Consider the following 15,721-nt stretch of genomic DNA (forward strand, 5'->3'; position numbering starts at 1 on the left):
ATGTCTAAAAGTTTTGAACTTCCTAAAGATTTTTTATTAGGTTCTGCAACTGCAGCAACTCAGATAGAAGGTGGAGATATCTATAATAATTGGTATGCTTGGTCTCTTATCGGAAAAGTTGGAAATGGAGAATCATCCATCACTGGAGCTGATCATTATCGCAGATATGTAGAAGATATAGAACTTCTTTCTCAACTTCATCAAGAATGTTATCGAATGAGTATTGAGTGGAGTCGTATAGAACCTAAACAAGGAGAATGGTCTAAAGAAGGAGTAGAACATTATCGCGACGAATTCCAAAGGTTGATCAAAGCCGGGATCAAGCCACTTGTAACTCTTCATCATTTTTCCTGCCCTCAATGGTACCAAGAAAAAGGAGGATGGCTTTCTGAAAATGCAGTAGAGGACTTTATTAAATTCGTGGACTTCTCCATTAGAAATTTTGGAGATTTGGTTTCAGAATGGTGCACGATCAACGAGCCGAATGTATTCGCAAATGATAGTTATATGGATGGAAAATATCCACCAGGAAGTCATGGCGATATTGCTGCCTACATGAAGGTTACTAAAAACCTAATCCTTGTACATTTGAAATCATATAAACTTATTCACAAGATCCGTAAAGAACTTGGTTTTGCGGGAGAAACAAAAGTAGGATTTGCTCATCATCTTGCTATATTCGAACCTTTTAATTCTCATCCTCTCGCTAAACTAGGTTGTTTCTTAAGCGATTATCTATTTCATGAAATCCATATGAAAGGTTTTGTAGAAGGTAAACTTTGTTTCCCTTTAGGCTTTGGTGGTTATCCGGAAGGGAAGGGGATCTTCTGCGATTTTATAGGGATTAATTATTATTCCAGACACTTGTTCAAGGCTAGTTATAATCCAGGCAATTTATTCGCTACTCCTTTGGTAGATCCTAAGGTTTCCGAATCGGAGAAGAATGATCTGGGTTGGGAAATTTATCCAGAAGGTATCCACAAAGTTTGCCATCGCGCTTGGGACAAATACAAACTTCCTATCTATATCACAGAGAACGGAATTCCTGATGAGAAAGATGAGAAGAGGGAAAAATATATCGTAGATCATCTATATCAGATCAAATTACTTTTGGATGAAGGTGTTAAAGTAGAACGCTATTATCATTGGTCCTTTTTGGATAATTTAGAATGGAATGATGGTTATGGTCCTAGATTTGGTTTGGTAGAAGTGGATTACACTACTATGAAAAGAAAACCGCGCTTAAGTGCACTTCGTTACGCAGAGATTTGCCGTACTAAGAAGATTCAACAACGCGGATAATATTGACTTGCTCCCTTGCTGAAGAACGAATGGTGTTTCGACCTTCGGCTTGGGATCCATGTCAGTACCATTCTTAAATCCAGGAATATTCGCGCATATTGATGCGGGCAAAACCACACTCTTAGAAAGGATCTTATTTGAGACCGGCAAAATTTCTGCGCCGGGCAGAATTGAAGAAGGTACCACAGAGTCCGATTATCTCCCTGAAGAAATAGAAAGGGGAATTTCTATCCAGTCCACCGTGGCTCGGATTCCATATCCTAATCCTGAAAAGCCTCGAGTCATTCTACAATTTGTGGATAATCCTGGTCATTTGGATTTTCAATCCCAAGCAAATGCTTCTCTACTAGTTTCCGATTTTGGCTTAGTTCTTATCGATTCCTTTGAAGGATTAAAATCACAGACCTTCCAAAATGTGGAGGCTCTTAGAAAGTCAGGAAAACCAATATTATTTTTTCTAAATAAACTAGATCGTCCAGGTGCGGACATTCTTTCCCCTCTCGTGGATCTGGAAGTAGCATTAGGAAAAGAGCCAATTCTTCTATTTAGAGAAGATGGAAGTATTCCTATCTTAAAGGGAGAAGGGGAGGAGTCTGAGTTCCTGCCATTGATAGAATGGGATCACGGGCTTTCAGAAGAATATCTTAAAGATCATGGCCTTCTTCCTAAGCTTGCTATCAAAGGATTGGTAAAAGGATTTTGGGAAGGGAAAATTTTTCCAGTGCTGGGAGGGTCCGCACTCCAGGGACTAGGTGTAAATGAATTACTTTCTCTCTTAGAGGTCCTTGCCCAAGGAAAACCTGTTCAACCTTCTTCCAAAGAACAAACAGGGGTTGCATTCAAAAGAGAGATCCATCCTGAACTTGGAAAACTTCTTCATTTCCAAACATTAGCACCCATCAAAGTCGGGGACTTCTTCTTACATGGGGAAACAAAATATAAGATAGAGAACTTATACCAAATTTCCGCAAGGGACTACGAAGAAGTTTCTGCAGGTCATGCAGGAGAACTTCTCGCGACCACATCTCTTCTGAACTGGATCCCTGGAGAAATTCTTTCGAGACATAATACAGAAAACAAAACTCTACTCACTCCGATCAGAAAACAATTTCAGATCTTAATAGAACCAGAAAAGGAAGAAGATCGACAAGAACTTTGGGATCGTTTGCAAGATCTGGCTTGGTTGGATGAAGCGGTAAGCGTGGATATTCTCTCAGAGACCGGCCAATTTCGTTTATCAGGTACCGGCGAGTTGCATTTAGAGATTTCTCTCTCTCGTTTGAAAGAGTCTTTTTCAAAAAGCTTTCAAACAAGCGGAATCAAGGTTGCAAGATTTGCTCTATGGAAAAATTTGGTTCAAAAGGTCGCATTTCAGCATACCGCGTTCGATCAAAAGATCTCGAGCGGTCAGGTGCTCGCGTCCTTGGAAAGTTCTCACAACTTTTCTAAGGGAGTGCGGTTTAATGTTCAGCTAGCTGATCCAATCAAAGAGGCGATAACATCCGCGTTTACGGAAGTCACCGCCCGGGGAATAGACGGAGAAGAAGTTCTCGGTCTACAAATGATTGTCGAAGGTTATGAGTCTCCAAGTGAGACAAAGTCTTTCGATATTTCTTCCCTGATCAAAGTAGCTGTCATCAAAGGTTTAAAGGACATAATTCCGAATCATTCGGATTTCATTGGTCCCCTTTCCGAGTTAGAGATTCTTACACCGAATCAATATCTCGGAGATATATTGGCCAGTTTGGCTAAGAGGGACGCGAAGATTCGTAAGGTCACTGAGTTGACCGAAGGGCGTCATTTGATTCAGGCAAGCGCTTCTACGCAAAACTTGCTTGGCTTTAGCGGTGTCCTTAGAAATATGGCACAGGGAAGGGGCGTCCTATCTTTGGACACCCTTTTCGACTTTGATAACCATTCTGTATTGTTTTAACAAACAAGTCTGAATTCAGATTTGTTAATAAAGTAAGGAGTTAAAAACGCTATGGCTAAGGAGAAATTCGACAGGTCCAAACCACACTTAAACGTTGGTACAATCGGACACGTTGACCATGGAAAAACCACGCTAACGGCAGCAATCACCACTACGCTTGCAAAAGTATTGGGTGGAAAAAACAAAGCCGTAGCTTACGACCAAATCGATAACGCACCTGAAGAGAAAGCTCGTGGGATCACCATTGCTACTTCTCACCAAGAGTACGAAACTGCTAACCGTCACTATGCACACGTAGACTGCCCGGGTCACGCTGACTATGTTAAAAACATGATCACCGGTGCTGCTCAGATGGACGCTGCGATTTTAGTTGTATCCGCAACTGACGGACCAATGCCTCAAACGAAAGAGCATATCCTGCTCGCTCGTCAGGTAGGTGTTCCTTACATCATCGTATTCATCAACAAAGCGGACATGCTTGCTGCTGATGAGCGTGAAGAGATGATTCAAATGGTTGAGATGGACGTTCGTGACTTGTTAAACAAGTACAGCTTCCCTGGTGATGACACCCCAATCATTTATGGATCCGCTCTTAAAGCTCTTGAAGGCGACGAGTCCGAATTAGGAGCTCCATCAGTAGTTAAACTAATGGAAGCATTGGACACTTACGTTCCGAATCCAAAACGTATCGTTGACAAACCATTCCTAATGCCAGTAGAGGACGTGTTCTCTATCACTGGTCGTGGAACTGTTGCAACTGGAAGAGTAGAACAAGGAACTTTGAAAATCAACGACGAAGTTGAAATCGTTGGTGTTCGCCCTACTACCAAAACAGTTGTTACTGGTATCGAGATGTTCCGTAAACTTTTAGATTCTGCTGAAGCTGGAGACAATATTGGTGCTCTTCTTCGTGGAACTAAAAAAGAAGACATCGAAAGAGGACAGGTTCTTGCTAAACCAGGATCAATCACTCCTCACAAAAAATTCAACGCGGAAGTTTACGTTCTTACTAAGGACGAAGGTGGACGTCACACTCCATTCTTCAATAACTACCGTCCACAGTTCTATTTCAGAACTACTGACATCACTGGCGTTTGTAACCTACCTAACGGTATGGAAATGGTAATGCCTGGTGACAACGTTACAATGAGCATCGAGTTGATTCACCCGATCGCTATGGACAAAGGTCTTAAATTCGCGATTCGCGAAGGTGGAAAGACTATTGGTTCTGGCGTAGTGGCTGAGATCACCGAGTAAGAGAAAGGAAATGGCTGGCCAAAAGATCAGAGTAAAGCTTAAAGCTTTCGATCATAAGTTGATCGACCAATCAACTTACGAGATCGTTGCGACTGCCAAAAGGACCGGAGCTACTGTCTCCGGTCCGATTCCTCTTCCAACGAAGAAGGAAATATACACAGTCCTCCGTTCTCCACACGTAAATAAAAAATCAAGAGAGCAGTTTGAGATGAAAACTCACAAAAGGCTCATAGACATTCTGGACACCAATGAAGACACAGTTGAGGCTTTAATGAAGCTACAACTCCCTGCAGGTGTTTCAGTGGATATTAAATCCTAAGGGAAGAAGAAATGGCAAAGGGATTAATCGGTAAAAAGATAGGGATGTCCCAAATCTTCGACGAGCAAGGAAACATTATTCCTGTGACCGTCTTAGAGGTAGGTCCCTGCGCAGTTTCCCAAGTCAAATCCGCCGCTACGGACGGTTACGACGCGATACAATTAGCTTATCAGGATGATAAAGAGAAACACCTGACCAAAAGCGAGATAAAGCATTTGGCAAAAGCTGGACTAACTCCTAAGAGAGTGTTGAAGGAATTCCGGAATTTCGGCGAAGAGCCGACAGCGGGAGCTGAATTGAAAGCACAAGACGTGTTTGCAGTTTCGGATATTGTAAAAGTTACAGGAACCAGCAAAGGTAAAGGTTTCCAAGGTGTTATCAAAAGATACGGACACCATGGTGGACCAGGAGCTCACGGTTCTCGTTTTCATAGACATCCAGGATCCATGGGATCCAACACCACTCCAGGTAGAGTATTCAAAGGTCGTAAATTACCGGGCCGTATGGGTTTTGATACAAAGACTGTATTGAACCTGAAAGTGGTTCGTATTAATGAAGCAGAAAATTTGGTTTTTGTAAGCGGATCCGTTCCGGGACGTGCAAACTCCATCATCACTATTGAGAAGATATAAAGACCGCGGTTAGTCATGAAAGCACAGAAGTACTCAAAAGAAGGAAAACTGCTCTCGGAAATCGAACTTCCTGCAGCGTTGTTCGAATCCAAATATAGCAGTGGCGCGATATACGACGCCATCAAAGCGGAGAATGCTAACCTTCGCTCCGGGAATCATCATACCAAAACTCGCTCGGAAGTATCCGGGGGTGGTAAAAAGCCTTGGTCCCAAAAGGGAACTGGTAGAGCTCGTCAAGGTTCTATCCGTGCTCCTCAATGGGTGGGCGGTGGTACTGTTCACGGACCTCGCAAGAGAGATTATTCTTATAACGTTTCTCCAAAAGTGAAACGCAGAGCGGTTCTTTCCGTTTTGAATAAGAAAGCTCAAGACGCGGTCATTAAAGTAATAGAAGATCTGGATCCAAAAGAATTCAGCACAAAAGCTTTCTCTACTTTATTCAGCAATATCGGACTAAAGAACACCGGAGTGATCGGCTTCTTAGTAGATGGAGAGAACGACTTCCTTAAAAAGTCAGTTCGTAATATCCCTACTGTAAAATACATCAACTCTAAACGTATCGCGGTTCGTGACATTCTATATAATAGAAATCTTGTAATCACCGAAGCAGCTTTGGGAGAAATTCTCAAACATTACGGAGAAGGAAAATGAATCTTAACGAAGTAATTTTATCTCCGATCATCACTGAGAAGTCCCAGGATCTGGAGACTATCGGTGAGAAAGCCGGTAAAAGAACCGTAAAATATACTGTGGAAATCCACCCTAGAGCAAACAAAACTCTAGTGAAGGAAGCTTTCCGCAAAATTTACAATGTAGTACCTTCTTCCGTAAACATCCAAGTGTATCGCGGAAAGATAAAAAGATTCCGTCATCTACCTGCTCCTAAAGCTCATTGGAAAAAAGCAATCGTGACTTTCCAAGACGGCGCGAGCATCGACTTCGGAAAGGAAGCATAAGAAATGGGAATTAAAAAGTTTAAACCCGTTACTGCCGCCAGCCGTTTTAAATCGGTATTAACCTTTGAGGAAATCACCGAGACAGAACCGTATCGCCCTTTAACGATCAGCTTAAATTACAAAGCAGGTCGCGGAGAAGGTGGTAAAATTGCGGTTCGCAGAAAAGGCGGAAGAGTAAAACGCAAATATCGTATCATCGACTTCAAACGTCGTAAAGTAGGGATTACCGCTACAGTTAAAACTGTAGAATACGATCCGTACCGTTCGGCGTTTATTTCTCTTGTTAGTTACTCTGACGGAGAATACGCTTATATCCTAAATGCTGAAGGCATGAAAGTTGGAGACAAAGTTTCCAATGGAGAAGCGGCTGAAATCAAAGTTGGAAACGCACTTCCACTTGGGAAAATTCCTCCAGGCACTAATGTGCATAACGTGGAATTGAAAATTGGAAGAGGCGGACAAATCGCAAGAACTGCAGGATCCTTCGCTACTATAGCTGGTAGAGACGGAGAGTATGTTCTTCTTAAACTTCCAAGCTCTGAAGTTCGTAAAGTTCACCAGAACTGCTACGCTACTATAGGAATTTGCAGCAATAGAGATCATAACCTTGTTTCCATCGGTAAAGCTGGTAGAAACAGATGGTTGGGAAAACGTCCTAAGGTCAGAGGGGTTGTAATGAACCCGGTTGATCACCCGCATGGTGGTGGAGAGGGACGTACTTCCGGAGGTCGTCACCCAGTGACTCCTTGGGGTATTCCAACCAAAGGATATAAAACTCGTCGCAGGGCTAAACCTTCTGACAAGTTCATTATCCAGAAGAGAAAGGGAAATAGGAGCAGGTAATCATCATGAGATCTTCTAAAAAAGGTCCGTTCATCGACAGTCACCTCATGAGCAAGGTGATCAAGCTGAACTCTGAAAACCAAAAGAAACCGTTTAAAACCTGGTCTCGTAGAAGTACGATTTTCCCAGACATGATCGGTCACACAATCATGGTTCATAACGGAAACAAATTTATCCCTGTTTTCATCAATGACAACATGGTAGGACACAAGTTAGGAGAATTCGCTCCAACTCGTACTTATCGTGGTCATGGAAACACCGATAAAAAGGCGGCTAAGAAATAATGGAAGCCGTAGCAATCGCAAGATTTGTTAGAATGTCCCCTCGTAAACTTCGTCTTGTTGCGGATGAGATCCGTGGATACGAAGTTACTGAAGCTTTGGATATTCTTAAATATACTAATAAGAGAGCGATCGAGCCTATCTTCAAACTTATCAAATCCGCTTCTGCAAACGCAGTTGTGAAAAGTGATAACGCTGATCCAGGCAAGATGTTCATTAAAAAGATCCTGGTGGACGAAGGCCCAATTCTTAAACGCTTCCGTCCTCGCGCTCGTGGTAGAGCTGCAAGGATCCGTAAGAGAACCAGCCACGTTACTGTGGTAATCTCGGATTAATAGGGGAAATCATGGGACAGAAAGTTAACCCAATCGGACTTCGTATCGGAATTACCCGCGGATGGGATTCTATTTGGTTCTCGCAAGCCGACTACAAAAAGAACCTGCACGAAGATATTAGAATTCGTAGATTTATCCAAGGCCGTTTCAAAGAAGCAGGCGTTGTAAAAGTAGTTGTGGAGCGTTTTCCTGAGAAGATCAACGTTAACCTTCATACTGCTAAACCAGGTGTGGTAATCGGTAAAAACGGAGCGAATATCGAAGCCGTTAAAAAAGTCCTTAAGACTATGACCGAAAAACCTCTTAATCTTAACATTATCGAAGTTAAGAAGCCTGAGACTATTGCACAATGTATCGCTGAGTCTATTGCGATCCAAATCCAAGAACGTCAACCGTTCCGCCGCGTGATGAAACAAGAACTTCGTCGTGCGATGAGAGGTGGAGTAGAAGGAATTAAGATCCTTATCTCTGGACGTTTGAACGGAGCGGACATGGCTCGTCGCGAAGGTTATCGTGAAGGAAGAATTCCTCTTCATACCCTTAGAGCGAAAATCGATCTAGGATTCCGTGAAGCAAGCACCACTTTCGGACAAATCGGAGTGAAAGTTTGGACTTACACTGGAGACTTCATCAACAGTAAAGAAGAGTCCGAAGAAGATAAATACGCCGTTAAAAGAAGGACCAACTGATCGTCTTTGATGATCCAAAGGTAAAAAACGATGTTATCACCTAAAAGAGTTAAGTTCAGAAAAAGACAAAGGGGCCGCTTGAAAGGAAACGACGAGCGTGGTTCCAAAGTGTCCTTCGGTGAGTTCGGTCTTAAAGCCGTTACTTCCGGACGTTTGACTGCAAGACAGATCGAAGCGGCAAGGATCACTATCAACCGTCAGGTAAAAAGAGGCGGGAAACTTTGGATTAGGATCTTCCCTCATCTACCTATTACTAAAAAACCAGCGGAAACTCGTATGGGTAAAGGTAAAGGTAACCCTGAGTTCTGGATCGCAGAGATCAGACCTGGTAGAGTTTTATTCGAAATGAGCGGAATCGATGAAGCGACCGCTAAAAAAGCTTTGGATCTGGCTGCTTATAAACTGCCTGTTCAAACTGAGTTCGTGAAGAGGTCTACGCTGTGAAAAAGATCAAACTCGCAGAGTTAAAAGACGCAGAAATTTTAGCACAATTGGAAGATGCTTACAAAATCATTCGTACAGCACGTTTCCAATACGGAGTTGCTCGTTCTTTAGAGAACCCGAAGGTGATTACTAACGCGAAGAAAAAAATCGCACGCCTTCTAACTATCCAAAAGAACAGAGAGTTGGCTGCAAAGTCTGGCACTACTAAAGCTAGACGTTATTCGAGAGCTACTCGCAAGACGCAAGCTTTAGCAAAATCTAATGCTTCTGCTAAGAAAGCTGCTAAGGGAACGAACTGATTATGGAAACTGCAAAGAAGCATATAAAAAAATCACTTCTGAGCGAAGGTAAAGTAGTGAGCACCGCTATGGATAAAACCTTAGTGATGTTAGTGGAAGCACGTAAGACTCACCCTAAGTTTAAGAAGATCGTTCGTAGAACCGTTAAAATGAAGGTTCATGACGAAAGAAATGAGTGCCAAGTAGGAGATAGAATCCTGGCGATTGAAACCAGACCTCTATCCCGTGAAAAGCGTCACCGTCTATTTAAGATCGTAGAAAAGGCAAAGTAAGATGATCCAACAGGAAACCATCCTCCAAGTCGCCGATAACTCCGGAATCAAAAGAGTTATGTGTATTAAAGTCTTAGGAGGCTCTAAAAAACGTTACGCCTCTGTAGGAGACGAGATTATCGTCGCTGTTAAAGACGCACAACCTGCTTATGGGTTAAAAGATTCCACGGGGAAAAAGGTCCATAACAAGGCCGTTCAACGCGCAGTAGTCGTCAGAACTAAAAAAGAAATCCGTCGTCCAGATGGTTCTTATATTCGTTTCGATGATAACGCAGTCGCAATTATCGACGACAAAGGTAACCCGAAAGGGACCCGTATTTTCGGGCCAGTAGCTCGCGAACTTCGCGATAAAAAATACGCTAAAATTATCTCCCTAGCGCCGGAGGTTCTATAATGTCTAAGCTGACATATCGGGGATCCGAATACACAAAATTCAAATCCGTTCGCCTTCACAAAGATGACGAAGTAGTTGTCATCGCAGGAAAAGAGAAGGGGAAAAAAGGCAAGATCCTAGTTATCGATAAGAAAAGGGATCGTGTAGTAGTAGAAGGACTGAATAAACGTAAACGTTTCTTAAGACCTACCCAAGAGAACCCTCAAGGTGGTGTAGTTGAAGTAGAAGCTCCAATGCACATCTCCAATGTAATGTTCTACGACTCCAAGAAGAAGAAAGGAGTTCGTCTGGGCTACCAAGAGAATAAAGGTAAAAAAGTCCGCGTTTCTAAGCCGGAAGGGAAAGAGATCTAAGTCATGGCAGCAGCTAGATTGAGAGATAAATACGGGAAAGAAATCGTTCCCGCTCTTCAGAAACAATATAACTTCAAGTCCATTATGCAAGTTCCTCGTTTGGAAAAAATTGTTCTGAACGTGGGAATGGGCGAGGCTCATACCAACCCTAAAGCATTGGAAGCGGCTGTAGAAGAACTCGCATTGATCACAGGACAACGCCCTGTTAAAACCAAGGCTAAAAAATCCATCGCAGGATTCAAACTCCGCGAAGGTATGAGTCTTGGAACCACAGTTACCTTACGTGGAAACTATATGTATGAGTTTCTAGATCGTTTGGTGAACGTGGCTCTACCAAGGGTGCGTGACTTTAAAGGAGTTTCCGAGAAAGGTTTCGACGGCCGCGGAAACTACAACTTCAGCATCAAAGAACAAATCATTTTTCCAGAGATCAAAGTGGATAAGATCAACACTCTCTATGGAATGAACCTGACCTTCGTAACGAACACCAAGGTAGACGCAGAAGCTTATAGCCTTCTCGCTGCTTTCGGTATGCCGTTCCGGAACCTGAGATAAGGAGCCCGCAATCATGGCTAAGACCTCTTTAATCGAAAGACATAAGAAAAAAAAGAAATTCAAAGTAAGGGTTCACAATCGTTGCCCACTTTGCGGACGCCCTCGCGGTTACCTAAGAAGATTCGACATGTGCAGAATTTGCTTCCGGAAGCTTGCTAGCCAAGCTCAAATCCCGGGCGTAGTTAAGGCATCTTGGTAAGGAGGACATTATAATGAGTTTATCTGATCCAATCGGTGATATGCTGACCCGCATTCGTAATGCTGGTCGTGCGAAACATGAGAGTTGTGTGATTCCAGGAAGTAAGATCAAACGTTCTATTCTGGAATTATTGAAAGAAGAAGGATTTATCAACGGCTATGAGCCGGTGACTAACGGAAGTTTCGAAGATTTCAAAGTTGCTTTGAAATACGATGTAACCAAAAGACCAGTGATCCGCGAGTTAGTTCGTGTATCTAAACCAGGTCGTAGAGTTTACATGAAAAGCGAAGAGATCCGCCCGTATAAAAACAATATGGGAACTATGATTCTCTCCACTTCCAAGGGAGTTATGACCGGCAAAAAAGCTCGGAAATTACGCGTAGGAGGAGAGGTTATCTGTAAACTCTCTTAAGAGTGACGGAAACTTATAAAGACCTATGTCCAGGATTGGAAAAGCAGAAATCAAACTTCCGGATAAAGTGGAAGTAAAACAGGACACCTCAGTAATTAAAGTGAAGGGTCCTCTAGGTGAGTTACAAACTCCTATTTTTGCAGGAATCTCTCTGAAAAGCGAGGGTGGAATTGTAAAATTAGAAAGATCCAGCGAAGAGCAAAACGTAGTAGCTCTTCACGGATTAACCCGCGCTCTTCTTATGAATAGCGTAAAGGGAGTGACCGCTGGTTGGGAAAAAAACCTGGAGATCACAGGGGTTGGTTATCGTGCTGCTAAGCGCGGTGAAGATCTGGTGATGAACCTTGGATATTCCCACGAGGTTGTTTATAAAGCTCCTAAAGGAATTAAGATCGAAGTCATTGAACAAGTGAAGATCAAAATTTCTGGGATCGACAAACAACTAGTCGGACAAGTTGCGGCAGATATCCGTTCTAAGAGACCTCCTGAGCCTTATAAAGGTAAAGGGATCAAGTACAACGACGAATTTATCAAGAGAAAGGCCGGAAAAACCGGTAAGAAGTAAGGCCATGATTAATAAACTGAAAAAAATCGCAGCCAAACGCAGAAGAGCAGAGCGTTCCAGATTCAAACTGAGACAGTCCAGCTCTCGTCCAAGATTGGTATTCAATAAATCCAATCGTTATCTTTCCTGCCAGATCATCGACGATACTCAGGGAACTACTTTGGTAGCTGCTTCTACTTTAGAAGCTACATTTGCTGGTAAAAGCCGCAAAGATAAAGAAGCTGCTAAGGCTTTGGGAAAAGCGATCGGAGAGAAAGCCGCTTCTAAAGGTGTGAAGGTAGTTATGTTAGATCGTTCCGGGATGATCTATCACGGAAGAATCGCGGCTTTCGCGGACGCGGCTAGAGAAGCCGGATTGGAGTTCTAATAATGGCATACGAACAAGATCAAGAACAGAAAGAGTTTAACGAGAAGGTCGTAAAGATCGATCGCGTTGCTAAAGTTGTAAAAGGTGGACGTCGTTTCTCCTTTAACGCTCTAACAGTAGTTGGAGATGCAAAAGGTAAAGTAGGGATCGGATTCGGTAAAGCGAACGAGGTTCCTGATGCGATCCGTAAATCCATCGAGTCTGCTAAGAAAAATTTGGTGAAAATCCAATTCAGAGGACATACCATTCCTCACGAAGTGATCGGAAAATTCAAATCGGCAAGAGTGATCCTGAAACCGTCTACTGCGGGAACTGGAATCATCGCTGGTGGATCCGTTCGTTCCGTAGTGGAGAAGGTTGGGATCCAAGATATTCTTAGCAAATCTTGGGGTTCTTCGAATCCAGTAAACATCGTAAAGGCGACTCTGGACGCTCTTCAACAATTGGAGACTCCGGTATTAGCAGCTCGTAAAAGAGGAATCACTCTGGCTCGTCTTTTCGGAAACGACGTAGGATAATAAACATGGAAACCGTAATCGTTACTCAGATTAAAAGTAATATCGGGATTAAAAAAGGCCAGAAGCTAACTCTGGCTGCTTTGGGACTCCGTAAAACCGGACAACAAAGAAAACATACTCTAACTCCGCAGGTGAAAGGAATGATCAATGACGTTCAACACCTGGTCCGAGTCGAAAAGGCGTAATTAGGTAAGGGAAATGAGTAAAGAAAGAATTAAGGCTGCCCTGGCGTTCGGAAAAGAGCGCACTGAAAAGGGAGATAAGCCAGCAGGGAACACAATTCCAGTTCCAGCAGGTTCTACTAAGAACAAGAAACGTTTAGGTCGTGGTATCGGTTCCAAAACCGGTAAAACTGGGGGCCGCGGATCCAAAGGACAGTATGCTCGTAATACCGTTCGTAGAGGATTCGAAGGTGGGCAGATGCCTATCCACAGAAGACTCCCAAAACGTGGATTTACTTCTATATTTCATAAGGATTTCTTCCCAATCAACCTCAGAGACATAGAGAAAAGCGGGTTGACCGGCAACATAGATGCCAAAATTATGGTTGAATCGAAGATTCTTGATAACGAGAGCTCTCTTTTCAAGATTCTAGGAACCGGTGAGATCACAAAAGCTGTTCATATAATAGCAGATGGATTCTCCGCTTCTGCTAAGGAAAAGATAGAGAAAGCAGGCGGTTCCATTAAACTTCGCTCTGAGTTAGCTTCTAAAGAAGCTTAATCCGAGTCGTTTTCGACCGTTTGGAAGACCGATTCTTTTATTTTGTAGAGGGACTCAATACTTGAGTCCCTTTTGCCCGAAAGGGGAATGACCAAGGACTAAGGAAAGAGAACAAAGCCGCATGCTGACTTCGATTGCAAATATTTTCAAAATTCCAGAGTTGAGGAACAAGGTTTTCTTTACTCTTGGCATGCTCTTACTCTTCCGTCTCGGAACTCATATTACTATTCCTGGTATCGATCCTAAAGTAGTTTCTGCAATTGCTTTGGATGCAAACGCAGCCGAAGGTCTTGTAGGAATGTTCGATATGTTTGCTGGAGGAGCTCTTCTAAACTTCTCCATCTTCGCATTAGGGATCATGCCTTATATTTCTTCTTCCATCATTATGCAGTTAGTGATGGTTCTTGTGCCTTCTTTACAAAAACTTCAAAAAGAAGGAGAAGAAGGTCGTAAGAAGATCAGCCAATACACTAAATACGGAACTATCCTACTTTGTGGAGTTCAGTCTTTAGCAGTTATCCGTTTGGCTCAACGTTGGTCTTATGGAGCGGACAATGCACCTGCTCTTCACCCAGGTTTGATCCACTCTTCTGTTGAATCTTGGTTCTTCTTTATCGCTCTATTATCCATCACTACTGGAACAGTTCTTTTAATCTGGTTAGGTGAACAAATCACTGAGAGAGGGATCGGTAACGGTATTTCTCTTTTGATCTTCGCTGGTATCGTAGGACGTCTTCCAGTTTCCGTAGCTCAGTTGTTCCGTGAGAACTTCGTAGACGGACTGAACATTATCATTCTTCTTCTTTTATTCATCCTGCTCATCGCGTTAACTGTTCTTCTTACTCAAGGTGTCCGTAAGGTTCCTTTACAGTATGGAAAACAAATGGTGGGAAGAAAGATGGTCCAAGCTAAGTCTCAAAGCATTCCTTTCAAAGTGAATGGCGCGAGTGTAATGCCTATCATATTCGCTTCTTCTTTATTACTTTTTCCTCAAACGATTATCCAACAGATATCCGAGCTTCCTAATTGGGCGGGTTGGGTTCTTTTATTGGATTATCTGAACCCATTCTCTCAGACTTGGTATCACGCTGCGTTCTACTTCTTTGTGTATATCGCACTTATCGTGTTCTTCGCATATTTTTATACTGCGATCCAATTCAACCCTGGAGAACTTGCGGAGAATCTTCGTAAGTATAATGGATTCATTCCTGGAATTCGTCCAGGTTCTCATACTAAGGAATACATTGAGAAGGTCCTAAACAGGATCACTCTTCCTGGTGCAGTTTTCTTAGCAGGACTTGCATTAGCTCCTTATATCATTATTCGTTTCTTGAATTTAGGAACTAACTCTGGTGGTGGCTCCTTGGTTTACACCTTCGGAGGAACTTCTCTACTGATCATGGTAGGGGTTGCTTTGGAAACTCTGAAACAATTAGAGTCTCAATTACTTATGAGAAACTATGATGGTTTCTTGAAAAAAACTAAAATCAAGGGAAGGTCTTAAGAAAATGAATTCCATCATTTTCATGGGCCCTCCGGGTGCTGGTAAAGGTACTCAAGCAAAGATACTTTGCGACACTTTGGGAATTCCTCAGATCTCTACTGGAGATATTTTGAGAGCAGCCGTTAAAAACGGAACCCAAATGGGATTAGAAGCAAAGAAATACATGGATGCCGGAGATTTAGTTCCGGATTCAGTAGTTATTGGCATTATCAAAGATCGTCTTGTAGAGCCTGATTGCAAAAACGGATTCTTATTGGATGGATTTCCAAGAACCGTCGAGCAAGCTGATGCTTTGGATAAAATCCTAAGCACAGAAGGTTTAAAAATCAAGAGAGCGATCAATTTAGAAGTTCCTGATCAAGAACTTCTGGAACGTTTATTAAAACGTGCAGAAATCGAAGGTCGTTCCGACGACAACGAAACTACGATCAAGAGTCGTTTGGAAACTTATAACAAAAAGACTCTTCCATTATTGGACTACTATGCTGCTAAAGGAAATCTCTCCCGTGTAAACGGAGTGGGGAACCTGGATGTAGTTACAAAGCTCATCGAGAAGGAGTTAGCTTAAC

The 15,721-nt window shown here is 42.7% G+C and carries 26 protein-coding genes; all 26 read left to right on the top strand.

The window, feature by feature from the left end:
• On the top strand, positions 1-1,302 hold the full coding sequence (locus CH362_RS13720) for a glycoside hydrolase family 1 protein (RefSeq protein WP_100710917.1): 1,302 nt from the start codon (positions 1-3) through the stop codon (positions 1,300-1,302).
• A 58-nt stretch (positions 1,303-1,360) separates the two neighbouring features.
• The gene (locus CH362_RS13725) at positions 1,361-3,235 is read left to right on the top strand and encodes an elongation factor G-like protein (RefSeq protein WP_100710918.1); all 1,875 of its coding nucleotides are present in this window, start codon (positions 1,361-1,363) and stop codon (positions 3,233-3,235) included.
• A 51-nt stretch (positions 3,236-3,286) separates the two neighbouring features.
• Positions 3,287-4,492, top strand: a complete 1,206-nt coding sequence (gene tuf / locus CH362_RS13730; RefSeq protein WP_100710919.1) for an elongation factor Tu — start codon at positions 3,287-3,289, stop codon at positions 4,490-4,492.
• Between the two features lie 10 nt (positions 4,493-4,502).
• Positions 4,503-4,811, top strand: a complete 309-nt coding sequence (gene rpsJ, locus CH362_RS13735; RefSeq protein WP_008593919.1) for a 30S ribosomal protein S10 — start codon at positions 4,503-4,505, stop codon at positions 4,809-4,811.
• A gap of 11 nt (positions 4,812-4,822) precedes the next feature.
• The gene (rplC, locus tag CH362_RS13740; protein WP_100710920.1) at positions 4,823-5,443 is read left to right on the top strand and encodes a 50S ribosomal protein L3; all 621 of its coding nucleotides are present in this window, start codon (positions 4,823-4,825) and stop codon (positions 5,441-5,443) included.
• A gap of 15 nt (positions 5,444-5,458) precedes the next feature.
• On the top strand, positions 5,459-6,094 hold the full coding sequence (rplD, locus tag CH362_RS13745; protein WP_100710921.1) for a 50S ribosomal protein L4: 636 nt from the start codon (positions 5,459-5,461) through the stop codon (positions 6,092-6,094).
• Positions 6,091-6,399, top strand: a complete 309-nt coding sequence (locus tag CH362_RS13750; RefSeq protein ID WP_086448201.1) for a 50S ribosomal protein L23 — start codon at positions 6,091-6,093, stop codon at positions 6,397-6,399. Before rplD ends, CH362_RS13750 begins: the two co-directional genes overlap by 4 nt.
• 3 nt (positions 6,400-6,402) lie before the next feature.
• Positions 6,403-7,242 (top strand): 50S ribosomal protein L2, encoded by an 840-nt coding sequence (gene rplB / locus CH362_RS13755; RefSeq protein WP_100710922.1) that lies wholly within the window; start codon positions 6,403-6,405, stop codon positions 7,240-7,242.
• Positions 7,243-7,244: 2 nt separating this feature from the next.
• A complete protein-coding gene (gene rpsS / locus CH362_RS13760; RefSeq protein WP_024863921.1) occupies positions 7,245-7,526 on the top strand; it encodes a 30S ribosomal protein S19 in 282 nt (93 codons plus the stop codon).
• Positions 7,526-7,858 (top strand): 50S ribosomal protein L22, encoded by a 333-nt coding sequence (rplV, locus tag CH362_RS13765; protein WP_100710923.1) that lies wholly within the window; start codon positions 7,526-7,528, stop codon positions 7,856-7,858. Before rpsS ends, rplV begins: the two co-directional genes overlap by 1 nt.
• A gap of 11 nt (positions 7,859-7,869) precedes the next feature.
• Positions 7,870-8,547 carry a 30S ribosomal protein S3 gene (gene rpsC / locus CH362_RS13770; RefSeq protein WP_086448204.1) on the top strand — a complete coding sequence of 226 codons (678 nt, stop codon included), beginning with the start codon at positions 7,870-7,872 and terminating at the stop codon, positions 8,545-8,547.
• 30 nt (positions 8,548-8,577) lie between these two features.
• Positions 8,578-8,991, top strand: a complete 414-nt coding sequence (gene rplP / locus CH362_RS13775; RefSeq protein ID WP_008593851.1) for a 50S ribosomal protein L16 — start codon at positions 8,578-8,580, stop codon at positions 8,989-8,991.
• Positions 8,988-9,290: a 50S ribosomal protein L29 gene (rpmC, locus tag CH362_RS13780; RefSeq protein ID WP_100710924.1), complete on the top strand. Its 303-nt coding sequence runs from the start codon at positions 8,988-8,990 to the stop codon at positions 9,288-9,290. The genes rplP and rpmC overlap by 4 nt, the downstream gene beginning before the upstream one ends.
• Before the next feature lie 2 nt (positions 9,291-9,292).
• Entirely contained in the window at positions 9,293-9,562 is a 270-nt protein-coding gene (gene rpsQ, locus CH362_RS13785; RefSeq protein ID WP_100710925.1) for a 30S ribosomal protein S17, read from the top strand.
• A 1-nt stretch (position 9,563) separates the two neighbouring features.
• Positions 9,564-9,956 carry a 50S ribosomal protein L14 gene (gene rplN, locus CH362_RS13790; RefSeq protein ID WP_008596038.1) on the top strand — a complete coding sequence of 131 codons (393 nt, stop codon included), beginning with the start codon at positions 9,564-9,566 and terminating at the stop codon, positions 9,954-9,956.
• A complete protein-coding gene (gene rplX, locus CH362_RS13795) occupies positions 9,956-10,309 on the top strand; it encodes a 50S ribosomal protein L24 (RefSeq protein WP_100710926.1) in 354 nt (117 codons plus the stop codon). Before rplN ends, rplX begins: the two co-directional genes overlap by 1 nt.
• Positions 10,310-10,312: 3 nt before the next feature.
• Positions 10,313-10,864: a 50S ribosomal protein L5 gene (gene rplE, locus CH362_RS13800; RefSeq protein ID WP_008594895.1), complete on the top strand. Its 552-nt coding sequence runs from the start codon at positions 10,313-10,315 to the stop codon at positions 10,862-10,864.
• A gap of 13 nt (positions 10,865-10,877) precedes the next feature.
• On the top strand, positions 10,878-11,063 hold the full coding sequence (locus CH362_RS13805) for a type Z 30S ribosomal protein S14 (protein ID WP_010513640.1): 186 nt from the start codon (positions 10,878-10,880) through the stop codon (positions 11,061-11,063).
• A 13-nt stretch (positions 11,064-11,076) separates the two neighbouring features.
• Positions 11,077-11,475, top strand: a complete 399-nt coding sequence (rpsH, locus tag CH362_RS13810; protein WP_008594088.1) for a 30S ribosomal protein S8 — start codon at positions 11,077-11,079, stop codon at positions 11,473-11,475.
• 25 nt (positions 11,476-11,500) lie between these two features.
• Positions 11,501-12,040 (top strand): 50S ribosomal protein L6, encoded by a 540-nt coding sequence (gene rplF / locus CH362_RS13815; RefSeq protein ID WP_100710927.1) that lies wholly within the window; start codon positions 11,501-11,503, stop codon positions 12,038-12,040.
• Positions 12,041-12,044: 4 nt separating this feature from the next.
• Positions 12,045-12,407 carry a 50S ribosomal protein L18 gene (gene rplR, locus CH362_RS13820; RefSeq protein WP_100710928.1) on the top strand — a complete coding sequence of 121 codons (363 nt, stop codon included), beginning with the start codon at positions 12,045-12,047 and terminating at the stop codon, positions 12,405-12,407.
• Positions 12,408-12,409: 2 nt separating this feature from the next.
• Entirely contained in the window at positions 12,410-12,925 is a 516-nt protein-coding gene (gene rpsE / locus CH362_RS13825) for a 30S ribosomal protein S5 (protein WP_020770439.1), read from the top strand.
• A gap of 5 nt (positions 12,926-12,930) precedes the next feature.
• Positions 12,931-13,110, top strand: a complete 180-nt coding sequence (rpmD, locus tag CH362_RS13830) for a 50S ribosomal protein L30 (RefSeq protein WP_008594182.1) — start codon at positions 12,931-12,933, stop codon at positions 13,108-13,110.
• A gap of 13 nt (positions 13,111-13,123) precedes the next feature.
• The gene (rplO, locus tag CH362_RS13835; RefSeq protein ID WP_100710929.1) at positions 13,124-13,648 is read left to right on the top strand and encodes a 50S ribosomal protein L15; all 525 of its coding nucleotides are present in this window, start codon (positions 13,124-13,126) and stop codon (positions 13,646-13,648) included.
• Between the two features lie 121 nt (positions 13,649-13,769).
• Complete coding sequence (secY, locus tag CH362_RS13840) at positions 13,770-15,152, top strand: preprotein translocase subunit SecY (RefSeq protein WP_086448211.1); 1,383 nt, start codon at positions 13,770-13,772, stop codon at positions 15,150-15,152.
• A gap of 4 nt (positions 15,153-15,156) precedes the next feature.
• Positions 15,157-15,720, top strand: coding sequence for an adenylate kinase (locus CH362_RS13845; RefSeq protein ID WP_100710930.1), 564 nt, complete (start codon positions 15,157-15,159; stop codon positions 15,718-15,720).
• The last annotated feature ends 1 nt before the right edge of the window (position 15,721 follow it).

This window comes from Leptospira saintgironsiae (assembly GCF_002811765.1).
GTDB lineage: Bacteria > Spirochaetota > Leptospiria > Leptospirales > Leptospiraceae > Leptospira_B > Leptospira_B saintgironsiae.

Coding starts and splice junctions, on each gene's coding strand:
- CH362_RS13720 (WP_100710917.1), top strand. CDS start 1: ATGTCTAAAAGTTTTGAACTTCCTAAAGATTTTTTATTAGGTTCTGCA.
- CH362_RS13725 (WP_100710918.1), top strand. CDS start 1,361: ATGTCAGTACCATTCTTAAATCCAGGAATATTCGCGCATATTGATGCG.
- tuf (WP_100710919.1), top strand. CDS start 3,287: ATGGCTAAGGAGAAATTCGACAGGTCCAAACCACACTTAAACGTTGGT.
- rpsJ (WP_008593919.1), top strand. CDS start 4,503: ATGGCTGGCCAAAAGATCAGAGTAAAGCTTAAAGCTTTCGATCATAAG.
- rplC (WP_100710920.1), top strand. CDS start 4,823: ATGGCAAAGGGATTAATCGGTAAAAAGATAGGGATGTCCCAAATCTTC.
- rplD (WP_100710921.1), top strand. CDS start 5,459: ATGAAAGCACAGAAGTACTCAAAAGAAGGAAAACTGCTCTCGGAAATC.
- CH362_RS13750 (WP_086448201.1), top strand. CDS start 6,091: ATGAATCTTAACGAAGTAATTTTATCTCCGATCATCACTGAGAAGTCC.
- rplB (WP_100710922.1), top strand. CDS start 6,403: ATGGGAATTAAAAAGTTTAAACCCGTTACTGCCGCCAGCCGTTTTAAA.
- rplV (WP_100710923.1), top strand. CDS start 7,526: ATGGAAGCCGTAGCAATCGCAAGATTTGTTAGAATGTCCCCTCGTAAA.
- rpsC (WP_086448204.1), top strand. CDS start 7,870: ATGGGACAGAAAGTTAACCCAATCGGACTTCGTATCGGAATTACCCGC.
- rplP (WP_008593851.1), top strand. CDS start 8,578: ATGTTATCACCTAAAAGAGTTAAGTTCAGAAAAAGACAAAGGGGCCGC.
- rpsQ (WP_100710925.1), top strand. CDS start 9,293: ATGGAAACTGCAAAGAAGCATATAAAAAAATCACTTCTGAGCGAAGGT.
- rplN (WP_008596038.1), top strand. CDS start 9,564: ATGATCCAACAGGAAACCATCCTCCAAGTCGCCGATAACTCCGGAATC.
- rplX (WP_100710926.1), top strand. CDS start 9,956: ATGTCTAAGCTGACATATCGGGGATCCGAATACACAAAATTCAAATCC.
- rplE (WP_008594895.1), top strand. CDS start 10,313: ATGGCAGCAGCTAGATTGAGAGATAAATACGGGAAAGAAATCGTTCCC.
- CH362_RS13805 (WP_010513640.1), top strand. CDS start 10,878: ATGGCTAAGACCTCTTTAATCGAAAGACATAAGAAAAAAAAGAAATTC.
- rpsH (WP_008594088.1), top strand. CDS start 11,077: ATGAGTTTATCTGATCCAATCGGTGATATGCTGACCCGCATTCGTAAT.
- rplF (WP_100710927.1), top strand. CDS start 11,501: ATGTCCAGGATTGGAAAAGCAGAAATCAAACTTCCGGATAAAGTGGAA.
- rplR (WP_100710928.1), top strand. CDS start 12,045: ATGATTAATAAACTGAAAAAAATCGCAGCCAAACGCAGAAGAGCAGAG.
- rpsE (WP_020770439.1), top strand. CDS start 12,410: ATGGCATACGAACAAGATCAAGAACAGAAAGAGTTTAACGAGAAGGTC.
- rpmD (WP_008594182.1), top strand. CDS start 12,931: ATGGAAACCGTAATCGTTACTCAGATTAAAAGTAATATCGGGATTAAA.
- rplO (WP_100710929.1), top strand. CDS start 13,124: ATGAGTAAAGAAAGAATTAAGGCTGCCCTGGCGTTCGGAAAAGAGCGC.
- secY (WP_086448211.1), top strand. CDS start 13,770: ATGCTGACTTCGATTGCAAATATTTTCAAAATTCCAGAGTTGAGGAAC.
- CH362_RS13845 (WP_100710930.1), top strand. CDS start 15,157: ATGAATTCCATCATTTTCATGGGCCCTCCGGGTGCTGGTAAAGGTACT.